At 66.0% G+C, this 20279-nt stretch carries 19 protein-coding genes and 1 pseudogene; 10 read left to right on the top strand and 10 right to left on the bottom strand.

The window, feature by feature from the left end; translation table 11 throughout:
- Positions 1-131: 131 nt before the first annotated feature.
- Positions 132-1082 carry a sodium:calcium antiporter gene (locus WIX41_RS07675; protein WP_339446497.1) on the bottom strand — a complete coding sequence of 317 codons (951 nt, stop codon included), beginning with the start codon at positions 1080-1082 and terminating at the stop codon, positions 132-134.
- A 100-nt stretch (positions 1083-1182) separates the two neighbouring features.
- A complete protein-coding gene (locus WIX41_RS07680) occupies positions 1183-1755 on the bottom strand; it encodes a hypothetical protein (RefSeq protein ID WP_339446498.1) in 573 nt (190 codons plus the stop codon).
- A 131-nt stretch (positions 1756-1886) separates the two neighbouring features.
- Here WIX41_RS07680 and WIX41_RS07685 point away from each other — a divergent pair, with 131 nt between their 5' ends.
- From WIX41_RS07685 to WIX41_RS07695, 3 genes are all read left to right on the top strand, one after another.
- On the top strand, positions 1887-2423 hold the full coding sequence (locus tag WIX41_RS07685; RefSeq protein ID WP_409187468.1) for a hypothetical protein: 537 nt from the start codon (positions 1887-1889) through the stop codon (positions 2421-2423).
- A gap of 68 nt (positions 2424-2491) precedes the next feature.
- Positions 2492-2743, top strand: a complete 252-nt coding sequence (locus tag WIX41_RS07690) for a type II toxin-antitoxin system Phd/YefM family antitoxin (protein ID WP_339446500.1) — start codon at positions 2492-2494, stop codon at positions 2741-2743.
- On the top strand, positions 2740-3000 hold the full coding sequence (locus WIX41_RS07695; protein ID WP_339446501.1) for a Txe/YoeB family addiction module toxin: 261 nt from the start codon (positions 2740-2742) through the stop codon (positions 2998-3000). The genes WIX41_RS07690 and WIX41_RS07695 overlap by 4 nt, the downstream gene beginning before the upstream one ends.
- 9 nt (positions 3001-3009) lie before the next feature.
- Here WIX41_RS07695 and hmgA read toward each other — a convergent pair whose 3' ends face one another.
- Together hmgA and hppD are read right to left on the bottom strand one after the other, a co-directional pair.
- On the bottom strand, positions 3010-4311 hold the full coding sequence (gene hmgA / locus WIX41_RS07700; protein WP_339446502.1) for a homogentisate 1,2-dioxygenase: 1302 nt from the start codon (positions 4309-4311) through the stop codon (positions 3010-3012).
- 58 nt (positions 4312-4369) lie between these two features.
- Positions 4370-5485 carry a 4-hydroxyphenylpyruvate dioxygenase gene (gene hppD, locus WIX41_RS07705; protein ID WP_409187344.1) on the bottom strand — a complete coding sequence of 372 codons (1116 nt, stop codon included), beginning with the start codon at positions 5483-5485 and terminating at the stop codon, positions 4370-4372.
- 128 nt (positions 5486-5613) lie between these two features.
- On the opposite strand from hppD, the gene WIX41_RS07710 reads away from it, so the two are divergent.
- Entirely contained in the window at positions 5614-6105 is a 492-nt protein-coding gene (locus WIX41_RS07710; protein ID WP_339446503.1) for a MarR family winged helix-turn-helix transcriptional regulator, read from the top strand.
- A gap of 100 nt (positions 6106-6205) precedes the next feature.
- Here WIX41_RS07710 and WIX41_RS07715 read toward each other — a convergent pair whose 3' ends face one another.
- The 4 genes from WIX41_RS07715 to WIX41_RS07730 form a co-directional block, all read right to left on the bottom strand.
- Complete coding sequence (locus WIX41_RS07715) at positions 6206-7345, bottom strand: hypothetical protein (RefSeq protein WP_339446504.1); 1140 nt, start codon at positions 7343-7345, stop codon at positions 6206-6208.
- 126 nt (positions 7346-7471) lie between these two features.
- Positions 7472-8050, bottom strand: coding sequence for a thioredoxin family protein (locus WIX41_RS07720; RefSeq protein WP_409187469.1), 579 nt, complete (start codon positions 8048-8050; stop codon positions 7472-7474).
- 35 nt (positions 8051-8085) lie between these two features.
- The gene (locus tag WIX41_RS07725) at positions 8086-9588 is read right to left on the bottom strand and encodes a peptide MFS transporter (RefSeq protein ID WP_339446506.1); all 1503 of its coding nucleotides are present in this window, start codon (positions 9586-9588) and stop codon (positions 8086-8088) included.
- Between the two features lie 242 nt (positions 9589-9830).
- Positions 9831-10709 (bottom strand): tryptophan 2,3-dioxygenase, encoded by an 879-nt coding sequence (locus WIX41_RS07730; RefSeq protein ID WP_339446507.1) that lies wholly within the window; start codon positions 10707-10709, stop codon positions 9831-9833.
- 332 nt (positions 10710-11041) lie between these two features.
- Between WIX41_RS07730 and pdhA the strand changes: the two genes are divergently transcribed.
- The 4 genes from pdhA to WIX41_RS07750 are packed head-to-tail and all read left to right on the top strand — an operon-like array spanning position 11042 to position 14927.
- Complete coding sequence (pdhA, locus tag WIX41_RS07735) at positions 11042-12124, top strand: pyruvate dehydrogenase (acetyl-transferring) E1 component subunit alpha (protein WP_339446508.1); 1083 nt, start codon at positions 11042-11044, stop codon at positions 12122-12124.
- On the top strand, positions 12117-13184 hold the full coding sequence (locus tag WIX41_RS07740; RefSeq protein ID WP_409187345.1) for an alpha-ketoacid dehydrogenase subunit beta: 1068 nt from the start codon (positions 12117-12119) through the stop codon (positions 13182-13184). Before pdhA ends, WIX41_RS07740 begins: the two co-directional genes overlap by 8 nt.
- A gap of 1 nt (position 13185) precedes the next feature.
- Positions 13186-13539, top strand: coding sequence for an SH3 domain-containing protein (locus tag WIX41_RS07745; RefSeq protein WP_068854313.1), 354 nt, complete (start codon positions 13186-13188; stop codon positions 13537-13539).
- The gene (locus tag WIX41_RS07750; protein WP_339446509.1) at positions 13536-14927 is read left to right on the top strand and encodes a dihydrolipoamide acetyltransferase family protein; all 1392 of its coding nucleotides are present in this window, start codon (positions 13536-13538) and stop codon (positions 14925-14927) included. The genes WIX41_RS07745 and WIX41_RS07750 overlap by 4 nt, the downstream gene beginning before the upstream one ends.
- Before the next feature lie 150 nt (positions 14928-15077).
- Here the strand turns inward: WIX41_RS07750 and WIX41_RS07755 are convergent, their stop codons facing one another.
- Positions 15078-15548 (bottom strand): hypothetical protein, encoded by a 471-nt coding sequence (locus WIX41_RS07755; RefSeq protein ID WP_339446510.1) that lies wholly within the window; start codon positions 15546-15548, stop codon positions 15078-15080.
- Between the two features lie 275 nt (positions 15549-15823).
- Between WIX41_RS07755 and WIX41_RS07760 the strand changes: the two genes are divergently transcribed.
- Positions 15824-17371, top strand: coding sequence for a GGDEF domain-containing protein (locus WIX41_RS07760; RefSeq protein ID WP_339446511.1), 1548 nt, complete (start codon positions 15824-15826; stop codon positions 17369-17371).
- Positions 17372-17470: 99 nt separating this feature from the next.
- On the opposite strand, the gene WIX41_RS07765 is transcribed toward WIX41_RS07760, so the two are convergent.
- Positions 17471-18406, bottom strand: a complete 936-nt coding sequence (locus WIX41_RS07765) for a DUF808 domain-containing protein (RefSeq protein WP_339446512.1) — start codon at positions 18404-18406, stop codon at positions 17471-17473.
- A gap of 176 nt (positions 18407-18582) precedes the next feature.
- Here WIX41_RS07765 and WIX41_RS07770 point away from each other — a divergent pair.
- Positions 18583-20226, top strand: a pseudogene (locus tag WIX41_RS07770) (ABC1 kinase family protein); the annotation flags it as partial.
- Positions 20227-20279 lie beyond the last annotated feature (53 nt).

The following is a 20279-nucleotide window of genomic DNA, read 5'->3' on the forward strand; positions in this document are numbered from 1 at the left end:
GCGTGGCTTCGCGGTGCCAACCGCAGAGCAGCCACGCGTGAACCATGTTACGTGTCGGCGCGGCGGGCCTCGGGCGCGTGGCGACGCGTTCACCGGAATGGCGCACCCCGGTCAAGGGGCGCGGCGTGGCTCTACCCGATCAAGGCAAGCTCCAGCGCTATCCACGCCACGAAGGCGGTCAGCAGGATCCCACCCTCCCGACGGCTGATGGTCAGGTCGCCGCGCAGCATCGGGTAGAGCACCAGCACGAAGGCGATCGCAGCAGGCAACTCCAGTTTCACGAACGATTCGGGCAGCACCAGCGGGCGCAACGCCGCCATGCCGCCCACCACCACCAGCAGGTTGAACAGGCTCGAGCCGATCACGTGGCCCAGCACCATGTCACCCTGGCCGCGGCGGGCGGCCATGATCGCAGCGGCCACTTCCGGCAACGCGGTACCGATGGCCACGGGCAGCAGGCCCACCAGCAACGGCGACCAGCCCAGGCTGGCGCCCATCACCGGCGCGGCACCCACGATCCAGCGCGCGCCGTAGTACAGGCACACGGCGGCAAACAGCACCCGCAGTACGTTGAGGAACAGTCCGGTGCGGGTCATCGCATAACCGGCAATCGCCTCGCGCACCGGTTCGGATTCCCGCCGCGCCTGGCGCAACACGAACGCAAGCACCGCGACGAAGCCCAGCAGCAGCACACCGCCTTCCCAGCGCGCGATCACCCCGTCCAACCCAAACACGATCAGGGCCAGGCTGGCCACCGCCAGCAGCACCAGCAATGGCGAGAGCAGCCGCGCCCTGACCAGCAGCGGCGCCGAGAGCGCGGCCAGCGCCAGGGTCAATCCAACATTGACGATGTTGCTGCCAACGGCGTTGCCCAGCGCGAGCGCTTCGGCACCGACCACGAATGCACGGGCGTTGACCACCAGCTCAGGCAATGACGTCCCGAATGTCACCAGCAACAGGCCGGCCACAAAGGGCGAGGCGCCAAAGCGCTGGGCCAGCCCCGAGGCCGCCTTGACGATGGATTCGCCCCCCAGTGCGAGCAGCAGCAGGCCCAGCAGGAACCAAGCGGTGGCAGCGATCATCGGCAGATCCCCAGGTGGCGTGGCCTGATTCTAGGGCCAGTTCCGGCCCGGCGCACAAACGTTGCGCGCCGGGCCGGCCAACCCGACCCCGCGCCTTGGCTCAGGAACAGCCTTCCACATAGTCCACCTGCGGGGTCTTGCCGACCCGCCAGGCGGTGACCGTGCCTTCGCCGTTGATTTCAAAGTTGATCAGCGCGCCACCCTCGGTGGCGGGGCCCACCCGCAGGTTATGACCCTTCTCGTCGTATTTGTGCGGGGTCAGGTCGCCGCGATCGGGATACAGCATCTGCACCCGGCCCAACGACATGCCGACCTTGCCACCACCCGGCGCCACGATACGGTCGTTGCGCACGTCGTAGCGGACCAGGCGCTTGCCTTCGATCATCAGGATCACGTCATCGGCCTGGCTGCCCTGCGGGCGCAGCGCGTGGCAATAGTCATCGGCGACCTCGCCCTGCAGGGGCTCCTTCCACGCTGCACGGACTTCATCCACTGTTGCACCCAGGGTCAACGGGCCGTACCCGTCCAGGCGCGCCGGACCCTGCGCGGCAGGATCGGCCGCCGGCTCTACCACCGCCGCCTCGGCATCGGCTGTGGGGGTCTGTGGATGACGGTCGCAGCCCGCCAACGCGATTGAGATACCGAATGCCACCACGCTTGCCAGCTGCTTCATATGCACGCCCTCCTGTCAGTGTTCGCAGGCTAGCGTGGCAGGCGTGCAGCCCGTGCATTCAGTTCGTGCGTGTCATCACAGTTACACCTGCGGCGTTCAGGCTCGGCCTGCACCGCTTCGACCCCACGCCCATGCAACCGCGCAAGACTGAACTCGCCCGCGACGCCCTGCAAGCCCACCGTGCGCCCTTGGACATGCGCCAACGGCGGCTGCTGATCCTGTGCGATGGGCAACGCGACCTGCCCCAGCTCACGGCCATGATCGGGCCGGAAGCGTCAGCCATGGTGATCCAGCTGATCCACGCTGGCTACCTGGTTTCTGCCGCGCCGCCCGAACCGGCGCCGACGCCGGTTGCGCCGGACGTCAAGGGCGCGGTACCGGCCAGCGCCGCCCCCGTCACCGAACGTCGCCGTTCGCTGGTGGCCGCGCGCATCTATCTGCTCGGCATACTGGAACTGCAGCGGCACCCGCAGGCGGCCGCGTTGTTGTACACATTGCAGCAGGCCCGCAGCGACGAGCAGGTGGTAACTGCGTTGGGCAGCGCCCTTGAGGCACTGCCTGGGCTGACTTCACCCGGCTATTGCGAACGCGTACGCCAGCGCCTGTTCGAGGTGCTGCCAGAGACGCATCTTGCACAGCTTGAGCAGGCGGGCGCGGCCACAAGTTGACGGCATCAATTGACCTGCTCGAATCGATATGTACAATTTTCTGTACACCCTTGTCCGAGCGACCGATCATGCAGACCCTGACATACAGCGCGGCACGCGCCGCATTGGCAGAAACCATGGATCGCGTCATCAACGATCACGAGCCGGTCGTGATCACTCGAAGTGGGTCGAAAGCTGTCGTGATGATGTCCCTTGAGGACTATCGCTCGATTGAGGAAACCGCATACCTGATGCGCTCCCCCGCCAATGCCGCGCACCTGGCTGCCGCCATTGCGCAGCTTGAGGCCGGTGGCGGCACGGTGCATGAGCTCATTGAGTGAAGCTCCAGTTCTCTGATGCGGCGTGGCTCGACTACCAGCGTTGGCAACAGGTCGACCGGCGCAAGGCCGAAAGAATCAACGCCCTGCTCAAGGCAATCGTCCGCGAGCCCCACCAGGGCATCGGCACCCCCGAGAAGCTGAGGTTCGACAAGTCGGGATGGTGGTCCAGACGCATCGATCTGGAACACCGGCTTGTCTACCGCATCGACGGCGACGTCGCTGAGATTGCTTCGCTCCGGTACCACTACCTCAAGTGAGGTGGTGGGTCAGCCGATGAAGTTCTTCTTCAACCCCTGCCAGCAGTGCTGATAGTCACGCTGGCGGTGCGCCGCGTCCATCGCCTGCGCGGTGGCGCGAATCACGCCACGCGTTTCGAACATGAAAGCCATGGTGTCCTTGATGACGTCCGGCCTGCTGAGGTCGGCAGCGGAGGCTTTCTCGAACGTGGCCGCATCCGGGCCGTGGCCGCTCATGCTGTTGTGCAGGGAGGCACCACCGGGCACGAAGCCCTCGGCCTTGGCGTCATAGGCGCCATGGATCAGGCCCATGAACTCGCTGGCGATGTTGCGGTGGAACCACGGCGGCCGGAATGTATCCTGCGCCACCAGCCAGCGCGGCGGGAAGATCGCGAAATCCATGTTGCTGGTGCCCGGGGTATCGCTGGGCGAATGCAGTACCAGGAAGATCGACGGATCCGGATGGTCGTGGCTGATCGAGCCGATGGTATTGAAGCGGCGCAGGTCATAGCGGTACGGCGCATAGTTGCCGTGCCAGGCCACTACATCCAGCGGTGAGTGGTCGATGTCCGCACGCCACAATCGGCCTTGGAACTTGGCGATCAGCTCGAACGCGCCATCGACATCTTCGTAGGCCGCATGCGGCGTTTCAAAATCGCGCGGATTGGCCAGCCCATTGGACCCGATCGGGCCAAGATCGGGAAGCTTGAGCAGCGCACCGAAGTTTTCGCAGACGTAGCCGCGCGCCTGGCCGTCGGGCAATTCGACACGGAAGCGCACGCCGCGTGGAATCACCGCGATCTGCTGCGGTTCGATCTCGATCACGCCCAGCTCGGTGAGCAGGCGCAGCCGGCCCAGCTCCGGCACGACCAGCAGTTCGCCATCGGCGTTGTAGAAGTAGCGGCCCCGCATGTCCGCGGTGGCGGCATACAGGTGGATGCCCACGCCGCCGTGCGCGTCGGGCGAGCCGTTGCCACCCAGGGTGTACAGGCCATCGACGAAATCCGTCGGTGCACCCGGCAAGGGCAACGGGTCCCAGCGCAGCTGGTTGGGCGACACCGCGCCCTGGGCGAAATCGCTGTGCAGGCGCGGCTGCGCGTAGGGCTGGAATTCCCCATGGGTTACCGCCGGGCGGATCCGATACACCCAGCTGCGCCGGTTGCTGCCGCGCGGCGCAGTGAACGCCGTGCCGGACAGCTGTTCGGCGTACAGACCATGCGCTACCCGCTGCGGCGAGTTGCGCCCCACCGGCAGCGCGCCGGGAACGGCTTCCGTGGCGAATTCGTTGCCGAAACCGGTCTGGTAGCCGCGTGATGCCATTGGGGTGGACATGGTGGAGGTCTCATGTTGCCGGGCGAGCCCGGCGTTATGGTCATTGGTGCAAAGGCAATTACAGCACGCCGCGCTTGATCTGGTCGCGCTCGATGCTTTCGAACAGCGCGGTGAAATTGCCTTCACCGAAGCCCTCGTTGCCCTTGCGCTGGATGATCTCGAAGAAGATCGGCCCGATGCAGTTGGTGGTGAAGATCTGCAGCAGCTTGCGCTGTTTGGTTTCCGGATCGGCATCGATCAGGATCTTGTTCTTCGCCAGGCGGGCAACGTCTTCGCCGTGGTTGGGCACCCGCATGTCGATCACATCGAAGTAGGTGTCCGGCGTATCCAGGAACTCCACGCCCTGCGCGCGCATCGCCTCGACGGTGTAGTAGATGTTCTCGGTGAAGCAGGCGATGTGCTGGATGCCCTCGCCCTTGTAGGCGTCCAGGTATTCGTTGATCTGGCTCTTGGGATCGGACGACTCATTGAGCGGAATGCGCACGATGCCGTCCGGCGCGGTCATCGCCTTGGACACCAGGCCGGTCTTGAGGCCCTTGATGTCGAAGTAGCGGATCTCGCGGAAGTTGAACAGGCGCTCGTAGTAGTCCGACCACTGCTGCATGTTGCCGAAATACAGGTTGTGGGTCAGGTGATCGATGAAAGTCAGGCCAAAACCGACAGGGTTCTGGTCCACGCCATCGATCGGCGCGTAGTCGGTATCGAACATGCTGCCAGCGGCGCCATAACGATCCACCAGGTACAACATGCAGTCGCCGATGCCCTTGATGATCGGGGCCGGCACGGCCTTGGTGTCCGGCTTGAAGTCGATCGCTTCGGCGCCATTGCCCAGCGCCATCTTGAACACTTCGTCACCGGGCTTCTGGAAGCGGATCGCAAAGCCACAGGCGCACGGACCGTGCTTGTCGGCGAAGTCCGAAGCGAAGGAATCAGGCTCTTCGTTGACCAGGAAGTTCACGCCGCCCTGGCGGTACACGGTGATGGCGCGCTGCTTGTGGCGCAACACGGCGGTGAAGCCCATCCTGCGGAAATAGTCGTGGAGTTCGTCGCCACGACCGGCCGGCGCGGCGAATTCAACGAATTCGAACCCATCGATGCCCATCGGGTTCTCGAAGGTGGTGACCTGCATGCCCGGGTTGGGGGCGTGCGACGCGGTTGCGGGCTGGCTGCTCATGACGTGGCTCCAAAGCGGCCCACCCCCGGAAAAAACCAGGTGCGGGCGGAAGGCAGACCCGCGAGAATGCGGAGTCCGGAAAGAAGGTTATAGTTTCACATGAAACCACCATCAAGGTGCACCGCAGCATGAGCCCACCCGATCCCAGCAGCCAGACCATCCGTGCCACGCACGCCCTGCTCGACCTGGAACAGTTCCTGCCGTACCGGCTGAGCGTTCTGTCCAACCGGGTCAGCGGCAACATCGCCAAGCTGTATGGGGACCGTTACGGTCTGGCGATTCCCGAATGGCGGGTGATCACCATCCTGGCGCTCTACCCGGGCTCGTCGGCCAGCGAGGTCTCCGACCGCACGGCGATGGACAAGGTGGCGGTCAGCCGGGCCGTGGCCAGACTGCTCGAACGCGGCTTCATCAAGCGTGAAACCCATGGCGATGACCGCCGCCGTTCCGTGCTGGCGCTGTCGGCGGCCGGGTTCGAGGTGTACGAGACCATCGCCCCGCTGGTGATCGAGATCACCCGCAAGCTGATGTCGGTGCTGAGCGAGGAGGAGGAGCAGATGCTGGAGAAGCTCATCCAGCGCCTGGCCGGCGATGGCCTGCAGAAGATGGATGAGGGCTAGGCAGTACCGGCCAACGGTATGCCCGCCGTTGGCAGGCCCCCTTCGGGCCGTCGACAAACGACGTTGGCAACGGCTTCGCCGCAGCCTGCAGTACCTGCCGTCAGCTCAGATGTTTCCGCCTGGCATGAACCCAGGGGGCGGCCAACGCGCCGATGGCACCGGCGGCCAGGCCCAGTGACGCCGCCACCGCCGCCGCTTCCAGTGCCCCCGGCAGGGCCAGTGCGGCAATCACCAGCAAGGCGGCCGGCAGCGCGATGAAGGTGGCCAGGAAGTAGCGCCAGCGCGGCGCCCAGGTGCCGACCTGGAGCAGGCTCACCGGCATCCAGGTTTCGCCCGAGGCATCCTCTGCGATCTTGGCCACCACCTTGGGCAGGTCCACTTCCACCGGACCCTTGCCAGTGCGCGCGGTGGCCAGCGCGCGCGCCACCTCGTCGACCGACGGATAGGACGCCGGCCACGGCGTGGGCGCATTGACCCCGTATGCGGTCAGCAGCGGCACGCTCAGCCACGGCGCCAACAGCGGCCGCAGCCTGCGCCGGTCCAGCACGCACCAGATCTGGGCGACGCCGTTGGCAACCACGCTGTACAACGCCAGCTGGCCCGGCTCCGGATAGGGCAGCACATGCACGCGCGCAGCCATGCTGGGGTAGCCCATATCGCGCAGGAAGCCGGGCCGGGTGCGGCCTTCGTGCGCCCACGCCAGGCCCAGCGGCGCGACCAGATAGGCCTCGGCCGGATCTTTCACCCCGGCCGTGGCACGGTCATCGCTGGCCAGGAAGAATGCCAGCGATTTCGGTTCGGCCACCTCGTGCAGGTCCCAACGCCCGCTGTCGCCCAGCACATGCTTGAGCGGCAACCGCGCGGGCGCGGTTTCGGCCTTGGTGGCGTTGTGCAGGTAGGGCAGTACCGAAAGCACGAAGTTCTGCAGGTCCACCCCGCGCGTGCCGTTGCCCTGCCATTCGGCGGGCAGCACGCCAACCAGCGCCGGGGTACGGGCAAGCTGGTCGAGCTGGGCCTTCTGTTCGACCAGCTTCTGCACGGCCGCCTTGAGCAGCACGTTGTCCGGTACCGACACCAGCGGCAGCCGGTAGAAGGTGGAGCCGGGCGCCGGGGTGTCGGCCTCGCTGGTCGCGTCGTGCGCCGAACGGTCGTCCAGCAACACGTCCGGCGGCGGCAGGGTCACGCCAGCAGATGCGTCGAGAAGGGGGTCAGAGGTACTGTCGCTGGCGCCGGGCTGCATGCGTTCAATCCATGATGTCCTTGGACATAGCGGCAGCGGACGGGAAAACTGTAGCGCGGACTGTCGGTCCGCTGCCATACCCCGCACAAAAAAAATGCCGCGATGATCGCGGCATTTTCCGTTCGGTCACGGCGCTTTCGGCGGCGCCCATTCCTTCATGAAGGCAAAGAAACGTTCGCGGTTGTACCCCTTCGGCTGGCCCTTGTCGGCCTCCAGCTCACCGGTGAACTGCGAATGCAGCAGCGTGCCCTGCCCGTCAAGCACGAACAGGTGCGGATAGCCCTTGATCTGCGGGAACTGCGACAGGAACGCCGCGTTCTCGTTGTCTTCGCTGTAATTCACCTTCATCCAGACGTAGTTGGCATCGCGGAAGCTGCGGATTTCCGCATCACCCTCGATGAACGCGTCCAGCAGGTGGCACCACGAGCACCACTCCCCGCCCACGTCCAGCACGATGCGCTTGCCGCCCCGCTGGGCTTCCACCTTGGCCGTGGCCAGGTCGGCCACGGGATCGCGTGCCGGATCGAACTGCGCGTTGAGCCCCGCGACCGCAGCGACATCCGCTGCGGCCGGCGTGTTGCCCGAGACCACCGGCTCGCCGGGATCGGCTACCGGTGGCTTCTGCTCGGTGGTGTCCAGCGGCTGCGCAGGCGCTGCGGTGGGCGCCGACGGCGAACAGGCAGCCAGCAGGCCGGCCAGGATCATCGGGAACCACACCCTTTCCATGCGCATTGCAGACCTCACTTGATGCCGTGCATCAGCTTGTTGATCAACGGGGCGATCAGGAACAGCAGCACGCCCGAACCCATCAACGCCCAGAAGCCAAAGGTGTAACCGGTCAGCGCGGATTCGACGGTCATGCCGCTTTCGCCGCTCACTATGCCGGCGAAGATGCCCGACAGGTTGTTGCCGATGCCGGTGGACAGGAACCAGCCGCCCATGCCGAAGCCCACCAGGCGCACCGGCGCCAGCTTGGTCACCATCGACAGGCCGATCGGCGACAGGCACAGCTCACCCACCGACTGGATGACGTAGACCATGAACAGCGTCCAGAACGGGATCTTGCCGTCCACCACCATGCTCGACAGTGCCAGCATCAGCAGCGCGAAGGCCGCGCCGTTGAACAGCAGGCCCAGGCCGAACTTGCGCGGAATCGACGGATTGGCGCGACCCAGCTTGATCCAGATCCAGGCAATGATCGGCGCCAGGGCGATGATGGCCACCGAGTTCACCGACTGGAACCACGCGGTCGGGAAGGTCCAGTTGCCCAGCTTGCGGTTGACGATCTCGTCGGCCAGGAACGTGAAGGAGCTGCCGGCCTGTTCGAAGAACATCCAGAACATCACGTTGAAGGTGAAGATGATCAACATGGCGATCACGCGGTCGCGCTGGACCTTGCCTTCGCGGATGCCTTCAACCAGCAGCAGTACACCGAGTGCGATGAACATGATGCCCAGGATCCACGCCAGCGCGGTCGCGCCGGTGGAGAGCAGGAAGAAGGCAACCGGAATGGCGACCAGCGAGCCGACAAACACCATCACCACGCGGCCCATGCCCTCCCCGCCTGCCGGCGGTGCGCCGATGCCCTTCAGGCCGGCGCGACCGATGTAGAACCACACCAGGCTCAGCAGCATGCCGATACCCGAGGCGATGAACACCATCTTGTAGGCCGGCATTGCTTCGGTACCGAAGACCTTTTCGGCAAGGTACTGGGTGAAAACGGGCGCAATCATCGCGCCGATGTTGATGCCCATGTAGAAGATGGTGAAGCCCGAATCGCGGCGCTCATCCTTCAGGCCATACAGCTTGCCGACCATGGTGGAGATGTTCGGCTTGAACAGGCCGTTGCCGATGATGATCGTGGCCAGGCCGAACTCGAACACTTCCTTGTTCGGCATGGCAACCATGAACAGGCCTGCGGCCATGATCACCGCGCCGGTCAGGATCGAGCGCTGGTAACCCAGCACGCGGTCGGCCACGTAGCCACCGAAGATGGCGGCGGCATACACCAGCGCCAGGTAGGCACCGTACGTGCGGCTGGCCGATGCCTGCCCGGCCGAATCGCCGTCGAAGAACTGGGCCACGATGTACAGCACCAGCGCCCAGCGGATCCCGTAGAACGCGAAGCGCTCCCAGAACTCGGTCATGAACAGCATCCACAGCGGGCGCGGGTGGCCCAGCGTGGTCTTGAACTCCGGCAACGCCGGATCGGGAACGGATTTCGCGGCGGCGTCTACGCTCATGCGGGATTCCTGGGTTCGGTGGAAGACATGCACGTCCGATGTGCGAAACAACGCGGGAGAATCCCAGAACAACGGCGTTCACGTCAAATACACACCGATGTGTGCAGCTGGCCGCAGAGTCGCTGAACTTGCACCTGCAACTACCGCCCCGGGGCCGTCAGCGCAGCAACGGCGGGGCCTGCCGCACCGTACGGTGGTTGCCCCGGGAAAACATGAATGGGCTTGTGGCGGGGTCCGCCGCCTCAGGCGTCCGGTGGCATCGGGTCGTCGTTGCGGATCGTGGTGCGCACCTGGAACAGCTCCGGGAAGAAGGTCAGCTCCAGTGCCTGGCGCAGGAACCCCACCCCGCTGGAGCCGCCGGTGCCGCGCTTGAAGCCGATCACCCGCATCACCGTGCGCATGTGGCGGAAGCGCCAGAGCTGGAACACCGTTTCCAGGTCCACCAGGTCCTCGCACAGCGCGTACTCGCGCCAGTAGCGGTCGGTGTTCTGGTAGATCCGCTCGAACACCGGGTGCAGCGCGTCGTCGGCCACGTGCGGTTGCTGCCAGTCGCGGTCCCGGTAGCCGGTCGGGATGGCATGCCCGAAGCGCGCCAGGTAGCGCAGGAATTCCTCATACAGGCTGGGCGCGTCCAGCACCTGCTGCAGTTGCGCCTGGCCGGCCGGGTCGTGCGAAAACACCTGCAGCATCTGCGCGTTCTTGTTGCCCAGCAGGAACTCGATGTAACGGTACTGCAGCGACTGGAAGCCCGACGAAGGACCGAGTACGTCGCGGAAGCCCATGTACTCGGACGGCGTCAAGGTCTCCAGCACCGACCACTGTTCGGTCAGCTGGCGCAGCACCAGTTTGCTGCGCGCCAGCACCTTCTGGCACTGCCAGACCTGGTCGTGCTGCAGGAAACCGATCGCCGCGCGCAGCTCGTGCGCCAGCAGCTTCAGCCACAGCTCCGAGGTCTGGTGCTGGATGATGAAGAGCATCTCGTCGTGGTGCGGCGGGCTGGACAGCGGCTGCTGCGCCGAGAGCAGCTGGTCCAGCCGCAGGTAACCGCCATAGGTCAGGCGCCCCTCCAGGTCGGTGTGGATACCGGCTTCAAGGTCGCGTTGGTTCTTGTCGACAGTCATGGCGTGGGCCGCTGGAGGGGGTCAAAAGGGTAGCGCACCACCCGCACCTGCGGGTGGGTCCATGCGCCGCCGTGTGGTTGCCGGGGCGGAACCGGAATCTGCGCGGCGGGCGTACTGCCCCCGGCGCCAGCGAGCGTCCCGCCAAGCTCCACTCATGCCCCGTTGATACAACTGAATACGTTGAAGCCATTGGCGTTTCAGGCCCTTGGTGGGGTATACCGGGCAGATGTCCCCCGGGACAGTTGCTGCGCCGCAGGACGGATTTTTCGTGCGTCTTCCTTAACATGGCAATTCATATCATTTGTAACTTCCTGTCGAAGGTGCAGTACGCAATGACGGTTGCCGCTGAGTTCAAGATCGAATACCTGCAGTACCTGGACACGGACGGCACGCTCGTCCGCGATGACCTGCCCGAAGCCCTGCGCGACCCGCGCGCGCTGCTGCCGATGTTCAAGCAGATGCTGTTCGTGCGCGTGTTCGACGGCAAGTCGATCGCGTTGCAGCGCACCGGCAAGCTGGGCACCTACGCTGCCTGCCTGGGCCACGAAGCCGCGCATGTCGGCATCGGCGCCTCGATGCAGAAGGACGACGTGTTCGCGCCGTCCTACCGCGAGTATGGCGCGATGTTCATGCGTGGCGTGCGCCCGCGCGACGTCCTGATGTACTGGGGCGGCGACGAGCGTGGCAACGACTACGGTGGCAATGCGGCCAAGGACTTCCCGTTCTGCGTGCCGATTTCCACCCAGTGCCTGCACGCCGCAGGCGCGGCGCTGAAGTTCAAGCTCAACCAGGAAAAGCAGATCGCCGTGGCCGTCTGCGGCGATGGGGGCAGCTCCAAGACCGACTTCTACGCAGCATTGAACTCGGCCGGTGCCTACAAGCTGCCGCTGATCCTGTGCATCGTCAACAACGGCTGGGCCATCTCGGTGCCGCGTTCGGCCCAGACCGGTGCCGAAACGCTGGCGCAGAAGGGCCTGGCCGGCGGCCTGCACTGCCTGCAGGTGGACGGCAACGACCTGATCGCGGTGATGGCCGCCATGCTGCAGGCACGCGAACGCGCGCTGGCCGGCGACGGCGGCACCGTGCTGGAACTGATGACCTACCGCCTGTCCGACCACACCACCGCCGATGACGCGCGCCGCTACCGCGACGATGCCGAGGTGAAGGATGCCTGGCAGCGCGAACCGATGCTGCGCCTGCGCAAGTACCTGATGGGTGCCGGCGTGTGGAGCGAGGAAGAAGAGCAGGCCTGGACCGTGGAATGCGGCAAGCGCGTGGATGAAGAGGTGAACCTGTACCTCAACACCCCGGTGCAGCCGGTCGAGGCGATGTTCGACTTCCTGTATGCCGATCCGCCGCAGGACCTGCTGGCCCAGCGCGCGCAGGCCATTGCCCTGGAGCAGCGCCATGGATGAGATCAAGAACGGCGCGTCCAGCGCGCAGACCAACGCCGCCGACAGCGCCGCGATCGCGCGCGGAGAAGACAGCATGACCACCACGCCCATCACCCTTATCGAAGCCATCACCCAGGCGCTGGCGTGGGAGCTGGAACACGACAAATCGGTGCTGGTGCTGGGCGAAGACGTCGGCGTCAACGGCGGCGTGTTCCGCGCCACCGCCGGCCTGCAGCAGCGCTTCGGCGCCGACCGCATCCTTGACACCCCGCTGGATGAAACCACCATCGCCGGCCTGACCATTGGCCTGGCCGCGCAGGGCATGAAGCCGGTGGCCGAAGCCCAGTTCGATGGCTTCATGTACCCGATGGTGGACCACATCATCTGCCACGCCGCGCGCCTGCGGTACCGCACCCGTGGCCGCCTGCACTGCCCGATGGTGCTGCGCGTGCCGTGGGGTGGTGGCATCCGCGCGCCGGAACACCACAGCGAAGCCAACGAAGCGATCTTCACCAACGTGCCGGGCCTGCGCGTGGTGCTGCCGTCCTCGCCGCAGCGTGCCTATGGCCTGCTGCTGGCCGCGATCCGTGAGCCGGATCCGGTGATCTACATGGAACCCAAGCGCATCTACCGCCAGTACAAGGAAGTGGTGGTCAACGATGGCGAAGCACTGCCGCTGGACGTGTGCTTCGTACTGCGCGACGGTACCGATGTGACCCTGGTGACCTGGGGCGCACAGGTGAAGGAAGCGCTGGAAGCGGCCGACAAGCTGGCCGGCGAAGGCATCAGTGCCGAAGTGATCGACGTGGCCACGCTGCGTCCGCTCGACTTCGCCACCATCGCCGAATCGGTGGCCAAGACCGGCCGCTGCGTGATCGTGCAGGAGGCCCCGAAGACCGCGGGCTTCGGGGCGGAAATCGCCGCGCGCCTGGCCGAGGAATCGCTGTACGACCTGCTGGCACCGGTCGAACGCGTCACCGGCTACGACACCCACATTCCGCTGTTCCGCCTGGAAATGAAGTACCTGCCCAGCGTGGAGCGGATCGTAAGCGCGGCCAAACGCGCGGTGGTGGCGGGCTGACATGCGGGCCAGACTTCTGGGCCCGTACCGCAGCCAGTACCCCAACCCGCTCCGGTTCCGCACCGGCCAGATCGTCGAACTGGGTGTTCGTGACGAGGAATGGCCGGCGTTTGCCTGGGTACGCACCGACGACGGGCGTGCCGGCTGGGCACCGGTGGCGTGGTTGCAGTTGCTGGACGATGGTCGCGCAGAGGCCCTGCGCGACTATGACGCCCGCGAACTGGACGTGGACAGCGGTGAAATGGTCAAGCTGCATCATGAACACGGCGGCTGGTGGTGGTCCGAACGCGCGAACGGCGCGACGGGCTGGCTGCCGGCCCGCGATCTCGAACTGCTGGAAGAGAACTGCACATGAGTGAGAACAAGAATTTCCACCTTCCCGACCTCGGCGAAGGCCTGCCCGACGCCACCATCGTCGAGTGGTTCGTCAAGGAAGGCGACGTGATCACGCTCGACGAGCCGCTGGTCTCGATGGAGACCGCCAAGGCCGTGGTTGAAGTGCCCTCGCCGTTCTCCGGCAAGGTACTGAAGCTGGCCGGCGGCGCCGGCGACATCATTCCCACCGGCAGCGTGCTGGCCCAGTTCGAACTGGACCCGAACCTGCCCCAGCGCGCCGATGGCCAGGACACCGGCCACAGCCATGGCCACGCCGCCCCGGCACCGACGCCGAGCACCGGCCAGACCACCCCGGCCCAGCCGGACAAGGTGGTGGCCTCCGATGAAGGCGGCGGGATCGCCAAGCCCGGCGCCGAGCGCGATGACGCCGGCACCGTGGTCGGCGCGATGCAGAGCTCCAATGCCGTGCACGCCGAACAGGCGGTGGCGGTGGGCGGGGTCAAGGCCGTGCCGGCCGTGCGCGCCACCGCGCGCAAGCTGGGCGTGGACCTGAGCCGCGTGCGTGCCACCGGCGCCGACGGCGCGGTGACCATGGCCGACGTCAAGCAGGCCGCCGCCGATGGCAGCGCCAGGGTGGGCGCGGCGCCGGCACCGGTTGCTGCTGCGCCGGTCGCCGCGGCTGTACCGGTGGCGCGCGCAGCCGACGCTCGCGCGCCGTTGTCGGCCGCTGGCAAGCCGATGCGCACCCAGCCGCCGGGCGTGGTCGCCAAGGGCCAGCCGGAACCACTCAAGGGCGTGCGCCGCAACATGGCGCGGGTGATGGCCGACGCGCACAGCAAGGTCGTGCCGACCACGTTGAACGACGATGCCGACATCCACGCCTGGGTGCCGGGCAACGACGTCACCGCCCGCCTGGTGCGTGCGATCGTCGTGGGCTGCCAGAAGGTGCCGGCGCTCAACGCCTGGTTCGATGGCGATGCACTGACCCGCACCCTGCACGCGCACGTGGACGTGGGCATCGCGGTGGACACCGACGATGGCCTGTTCGTGCCGGCGCTGCGCAATGCCGACGTGCTGGACGCGCGCGGCATCCGCGAGGGCGTGAACCGGCTGCGTGAGCAGGTGGAAGCGCGTTCGATCGCCGCCTCCGAGCTGAGCGGTTACACCATCTCGCTGTCCAACTTCGGCATGTTCGCCGGCCGCTACGCGACCCCGGTCGTGGTGCCGCCGTGCGTGGCCATCGTCGGTGCCGGCCGTGCCCGCCACCAGATGACCCCGGTGATGGGCGGCGTGGAAGCGCACAAGGTGATTCCGCTGTCGGTCACGTTCGACCACCGCGCCGCCACCGGCGGCGAAGCCGCGCGCTTCCTGCGCGCGATGCTGGATGACCTGGCCTTGGCCCAGTAGTAACCAACCGTCGGTCGCAAAGCCGGCTGGCGTCACGACAACGGCCACCTCACGGTGGCCGTTTTTGATTGCGCGCCCATCTGTAGTGCTACGGGTTGGTGCAACACACCCCGCACCCGCAGCAGGTGGTCGGCTTGGAGCCGCAGCACGTCAACGTCTGGTCCGCAGAGCATTGGCTGATGGCCACTGTAGGGCATGTGAGATCAGTTCTACCGAGGCACTTGTTGACTGCTGATGGTCGGAAACAGCATCGGCGGACGTTGCGTCGCCATTTGGGGTCAGCAGGATCACCCGATCCAGCAGGCGCGATCCCGAACCAACGGCACCCCGCCACAAAACAACCTGCATTGCCGACGCATCGGCAGACGAGGCGTCTGAACGCTCCAGAATGTCCAGTTCAAGCGTGTATGCGTCCTTCTCAGTACCTACCGAGAGCTGGACCGGCCCCTCTCCTGTCATCTGTACCGACGGTGCCATCACCTCCCGGCCCTCATCCATGACACGCAACGACAGGTGATGAACACCTTGGCCGGAGCTCGTCTCCGCCTGTGCCGAGCTGACCGCGCCCACCGCGAGCAGGACGAAGGCAGCTCCCATCTTTCGTAGGTAAGGTCCGAGCATTCGCGAGTCCCCGCTTGATCATGACAAGCAAAGAGGTTAGAGATTCACAATCGTGCTCGTCTCCGGGAATCCTCTGAAATTTTCCTTAGGATTTCCCTGGGGCGTCGTGGGAGCTGGGCAAGAGGCAGTTCAGCTCTGTCGAGGCTGTGGCGGTCCGATTCCCTACCATCGTGGCACAGCGCCGGGTTCAAGCCGGCGACCACGGCGCCGATACTGTTCCAACGTTTCCACCCGTCCGGCCACCGAAGGCCGGTGCCCTGCCCAGGACCTGCCGCATGAAGGACCCGCTCGACGCTCCCCCCAGCCCCGGTGCCGCCGTGGGCAGGCTCCTGTCGCGCCGACAGGCGGCCAGTGCTGTCGTGGACGCATCGGTGGACGCCCCGGGGCCCAAGGGTGGCAGCAGCGCCATGCTGCAGCGCCTGTTTGCCGGGGCCGACCAGCCCGAGCCGCTGCTGGCCGCCTTTGCCCACGGCATGTCCACCCTGCCCGGTGAGCTGGGCGACATGGGCCTGCGCCTGCAGTCGGCGCAGCGCAGCGCCGATTGGGTCAGCTATGGCCGTGCCATGCGCCAGCTGATCGACAAGTACATCCGCACCATCGAACAGGACAACCCGGACGGCCAGCCCGACAGCCTGCGCCTGCGCGAGCTGCTGCGCCTGACCCTGGGCGTGACCGTGGCCAGCCTGCTGCAGAACATGCCCGAACTGAAGGACGAACCGGTGCAGCTGGCCGCCGAGCTGCGCCAGTGGCACCCCGGCCAGCCGCTGCAGCCGCTGGAGCAGCGGCTGCGCGAGCTGACCCACCAGATCGGGGTGCGCAGCGATGGCTGGCAGGAACAGCAGGAGCTGCTGCTGAGCCTGTTCGACCTGCTGCTGGACAACATCGGCGAGCTGCTCGACGACAACAGCTGGCTGCACGGCCAGGTGCATGCGGTGCGCGCCCTGATCAGCTGCCCGCTGGACCGCGATTCGGTCGAACAGGCGCGTGCCAACCTGCGCGAAGTGATCTACAAGCAAGGGCTGCTCAAGCAGGGCATCGTCGAATCCAAGGCGGCGATGACAAACCTGATGGGCGGCTTCATCGAACGGCTGGATGGCATGGCGGTCAGCACCGGCGAGTACCACGACCGGATCAGCAGCTATGCGCTCACATTGAAGGAGGCGCGCAGCATCGCCGACCTCAACCAGCTGCTGCAGGACGTGCTGCAGGACACCGGCCGCGTGCAGGAACAGGCGTTGCAGGCGCGCGACCATCTTGGCAACGCACGCCGCGAAGTGGAGCAGGCCCAAGCGCGTATCGCCGAACTGGAACAGGAGCTGCGCGACGTCGCCGGGCTGGTGCGCGCCGATCCGTTGACAGGCGCGTTGAACCGGCGTGGTTTCGACGAGCTGCTGGAGCGCGAGCTGGCCCGCGCGGAGCGGCACTCGCACCCGCTGGCGCTGGCGATGCTGGACCTGGACGATTTCCACCAGACCAACAGCAGCTACGGCCACCCGGGCGGGGACGCGATCCTGCGCCACCTGGTCAGCGTCTGCCAGCTGCTGCTGCGCAGTACCGATACCATCGCACGCATCGGCGGCGATGCGTTTGTGCTGCTGATGCCCGAAACCCCCGGAGCAGACAGCATGTCCACCGTGCTGCGGTTGCAGCGTTCGCTGGCGCAGCGGCCGATTCAGCTGGACGGGCACCGGGTGCTGGTGCATTTCAGCGCGGGGCTGAGCCAGTGGCAGCCAGGTGAAAGCGCGGGTGCGCTGCTCAAGCGCGCCGATGCGGCGCTGCATGCGGCCAAGCGGGTCGGCAAGAACCGCGTACAGGCCGGCTGATCTGCCTGCCAGCCGTAGAGCCACGCCCTGCGTGGCTGCATTCCATCCGGCGCCGCGAAGCCACGCAGGGCGTGGCTCTACGGATCATTGAACGACGGGTTAGTGCGCGGGCTTCCCGCGCATCCTCTGGAATGCGGTCACCGCCACCAGCACGATCGCGCCGGCGATCACACCGACCACCACATTGCCCAGCGCATTGGTCAGCCAACCCCACTGGCTGTCGCCGCCAAGCTCCTGGACGACATGGTGCAACGCCGGCACGTTGTGTACCAGGATGCCGCCACCGACCAGGAACATCGCGGCGGTACCGGCCACCGACAGGAACTTCATCAGCCACGGCGCCGCCACCAGCAGGCCACGACCCAGCGCCGCCAGTCCCGCCCCCTTGCGCGACAGATACAGACCCGCGTCATCCAGCTTCACGATGCCCGCAACCAGCCCATAGACAAACACCGTCATCGCCAGCGCGATCACCACCAGCGCGGTGACCTGGTTGACGAACGGTGCGGCAGATACCACGCCCAGCGACAGCACGATGATCTCGGCCGACAGGATGAAATCGGTGCGGATCGCGCCCTTCACCTTGTCCTTCTCCCACGCCACCATGTCGACCTTTTCATCGGCCAACGCCTTGACCCGCTCAGCCTTCTTCTGCGCGTCCTCTTCCTTCGAATGCAGGAAGCGGTGCGCCAGCTTTTCCACGCCTTCGTAGCAGAGGAAGGCGCCGCCGACCATCATCAACGGCACCACGATCGGGATCGGGTAGCCCTTGCTCCGCAGCCAGGCTTCCAGCGCACTGATCACCAGCGCCGCCGGCACCAGGATGGCCTTGTTGACCAGCGAGCCCTTGGCCACCGCCCACACCACCGGCAGTTCCCGGTTGGCGTTCACCCCGGTCACCTGCTGTGCGTTCAGCGCCAGGTCGTCGCCCAGCACGCCGGCAGTCTTCTTGGCCGCGACCTTGGTCAGCACGGATACGTCGTCCAGCAGGGTCGCAATATCATCGAGCAACGCAAACAGGCTGGCACCGGCCATGGCAATCCAGAAATCGAAGGGAGGCTGGGATTCTGCCCGATCCGGGCGTGTTCGTGGAAGAAACGCCGGATTCACCGGCCCACCACCGCCCTGCGGCGACACTGCCGGTTCGCCCTGTCCCGGAGCCCTGCTTGAATACCACGCCCGCTGTTCCTGGCACGCCGTCGCTGGTCAAAGGCATGAACCGCCGCAGCCAGATCCTGCGCCTGCTGCTGCGCTATCGCCATTCCGGGGTGTTCTCGGGCATGAACCTGGACTCGCGCGCGGTCCACGATCTGCCACCGGAGGGCAACCCGGAACAGTTCGTCACCGACCTGGAATCGCTGGGTCCAACCTTCGTCAAGCTGGGGCAGATGCTGTCCACCCGCCCGGACATGGTCCCGGTGGAGTTCGCCACCGCGCTGGAGCGGATGCAGGAAAAGGTGGCCCCGATCCCGGTCGAGCGCATCTACACCATCATCGAGCAGGAGCTGGGTGCGCCGGCCTCCAAGCTCTTCTCCCGTTTTGATCCCGTGCCGCTGGGTTGCGCCTCCATCGCACAGGTACACCGCGCGCAGCTGCACGACGGCCGCAACGTGGCGGTAAAGGTGCAGAAGCCGGAAGTGGCCGCCCAGCTGCGCTCGGATCTCGAGGTGCTGCGCAGCTTCGCGCTGGCCGCCGACCACCTCACCCAGGTGGGTCGCCGGGTACGCCTGCGCGACTGGCTCAACGAATTCGCCAAGACCCTGATGCAGGAGCTGGATTACCAGGCCGAAGCCGAAAACCTGCAGCGCTTCGGCCAGCACCTGCGCCCGTTCAAGCCGCTGTGGGTGCCGCAGCCGATCTGGGACTACTGCAGCCACCGCGTACTGACCATGGAGCTCGCCGAGGGCGTGCGCGTGGACTTGATTCCGGACGTACGCCGTACCGAAGAGCCGATGGCTCCGTTGGCAGCCGCGCTGATCCGCGGCTATATCGACCAGATCTTCGTGCATGGCGAGATCCATGCCGACCCGCATCCGGGCAACCTGCGCGTTACCCCCGAAGGACGGCTGGCAATCTTCGACCTGGGCATGGTGGCGCACATGCCACCGCGACTGCGCGAGCGGTTGTTGAAGCTGTTGTTCGCCGCCGTGGACGGGCGCGGCGAGGAAGTGGCCGACGAGATCATCGGCATCAGCACGCGGTTGGAGGCATTCGACGAAGAGCGCTACCTGCGCGAAACCGGCCAGGTCATCGCGCGCTACGCCGCCAGCAGCACGTTCTCCGAAGGCCGCGTGGTGCTGGACCTGGTGCGCATTGCCACGGCCAGCGGGCTGCGCACGCCACCGGAGTTGAGCCTGCTGGGCAAGGCGCTGCTCAATCTGGAAACCGTGTGCCGGCTGCTGTCGCCGGATCTGGATACGCGCCGTATCGTCGAGCGCCAGCTGCAGCACGTCATGCGTGCACGCCTGAAGAAGTCGCTGTCGGCGGCCAACCTTGCCAGCGAAGCGATGGAGGTGCAGCAGCTGCTGCGCGAAGGCCCGCGCAAGATGTCGGACATTCTCGCGCTGCTGGCCGAGAACCGGTTGCAGATGAAGGTGACCGGGCTGGAAGAATCGCGGTTGATGGAGAACCTGCAGAAGATCGCCAACCGCGTTTCGGCGGGCATCGTCACCGCCGCGCTGATTCTCGCGGCAGCTTTGATGATGAAGGTGGATACCGGTTGGCACCTGTTCGGATATCCCGCCATCGCCTTCACGTTGATGTTGATCGGCGTCTTCCTGGGCCTGGGCATCATCCTCAGTGCGTTGTTGTTTGATCGGCGTGCGCGGTCGCGGGAAGAACGCGGGCATCGGTGAGATCCGTACCCACCCACGGTGGGTACCTGTCGGCGTGCCGCTTTCACATAGGT

Origin of the sequence: Stenotrophomonas sp. AB1(2024) (genome assembly GCF_037482345.1) — a bacterium.
In the GTDB taxonomy this organism is placed as follows: Bacteria; Pseudomonadota; Gammaproteobacteria; order Xanthomonadales; family Xanthomonadaceae; genus Stenotrophomonas.

What these genes read in the sequence shown, in the direction of transcription:
- WIX41_RS07675 (WP_339446497.1), bottom strand. Translation starts at nt 1,082, where the DNA reads ATGATCGCTGCCACCGCTTGGTTCCTGCTGGGCCTGCTGCTGCTCGCA.
- WIX41_RS07680 (WP_339446498.1), bottom strand. Translation starts at nt 1,755, where the DNA reads ATGAAGCAGCTGGCAAGCGTGGTGGCATTCGGTATCTCAATCGCGTTG.
- WIX41_RS07685 (WP_409187468.1), top strand. Translation starts at nt 1,887, where the DNA reads ATGCAACCGCGCAAGACTGAACTCGCCCGCGACGCCCTGCAAGCCCAC.
- WIX41_RS07690 (WP_339446500.1), top strand. Translation starts at nt 2,492, where the DNA reads ATGCAGACCCTGACATACAGCGCGGCACGCGCCGCATTGGCAGAAACC.
- hmgA (WP_339446502.1), bottom strand. Translation starts at nt 4,311, where the DNA reads ATGTCCACCCCAATGGCATCACGCGGCTACCAGACCGGTTTCGGCAAC.
- hppD (WP_409187344.1), bottom strand. Translation starts at nt 5,485, where the DNA reads ATGAGCAGCCAGCCCGCAACCGCGTCGCACGCCCCCAACCCGGGCATG.
- WIX41_RS07710 (WP_339446503.1), top strand. Translation starts at nt 5,614, where the DNA reads ATGAGCCCACCCGATCCCAGCAGCCAGACCATCCGTGCCACGCACGCC.
- WIX41_RS07715 (WP_339446504.1), bottom strand. Translation starts at nt 7,345, where the DNA reads ATGCAGCCCGGCGCCAGCGACAGTACCTCTGACCCCCTTCTCGACGCA.
- WIX41_RS07720 (WP_409187469.1), bottom strand. Translation starts at nt 8,050, where the DNA reads ATGATCCTGGCCGGCCTGCTGGCTGCCTGTTCGCCGTCGGCGCCCACC.
- WIX41_RS07725 (WP_339446506.1), bottom strand. Translation starts at nt 9,588, where the DNA reads ATGAGCGTAGACGCCGCCGCGAAATCCGTTCCCGATCCGGCGTTGCCG.
- WIX41_RS07730 (WP_339446507.1), bottom strand. Translation starts at nt 10,709, where the DNA reads ATGACTGTCGACAAGAACCAACGCGACCTTGAAGCCGGTATCCACACC.
- pdhA (WP_339446508.1), top strand. Translation starts at nt 11,042, where the DNA reads ATGACGGTTGCCGCTGAGTTCAAGATCGAATACCTGCAGTACCTGGAC.
- WIX41_RS07740 (WP_409187345.1), top strand. Translation starts at nt 12,117, where the DNA reads ATGGATGAGATCAAGAACGGCGCGTCCAGCGCGCAGACCAACGCCGCC.
- WIX41_RS07745 (WP_068854313.1), top strand. Translation starts at nt 13,186, where the DNA reads ATGCGGGCCAGACTTCTGGGCCCGTACCGCAGCCAGTACCCCAACCCG.
- WIX41_RS07750 (WP_339446509.1), top strand. Translation starts at nt 13,536, where the DNA reads ATGAGTGAGAACAAGAATTTCCACCTTCCCGACCTCGGCGAAGGCCTG.
- WIX41_RS07755 (WP_339446510.1), bottom strand. Translation starts at nt 15,548, where the DNA reads ATGCTCGGACCTTACCTACGAAAGATGGGAGCTGCCTTCGTCCTGCTC.
- WIX41_RS07760 (WP_339446511.1), top strand. Translation starts at nt 15,824, where the DNA reads ATGAAGGACCCGCTCGACGCTCCCCCCAGCCCCGGTGCCGCCGTGGGC.
- WIX41_RS07765 (WP_339446512.1), bottom strand. Translation starts at nt 18,406, where the DNA reads ATGGCCGGTGCCAGCCTGTTTGCGTTGCTCGATGATATTGCGACCCTG.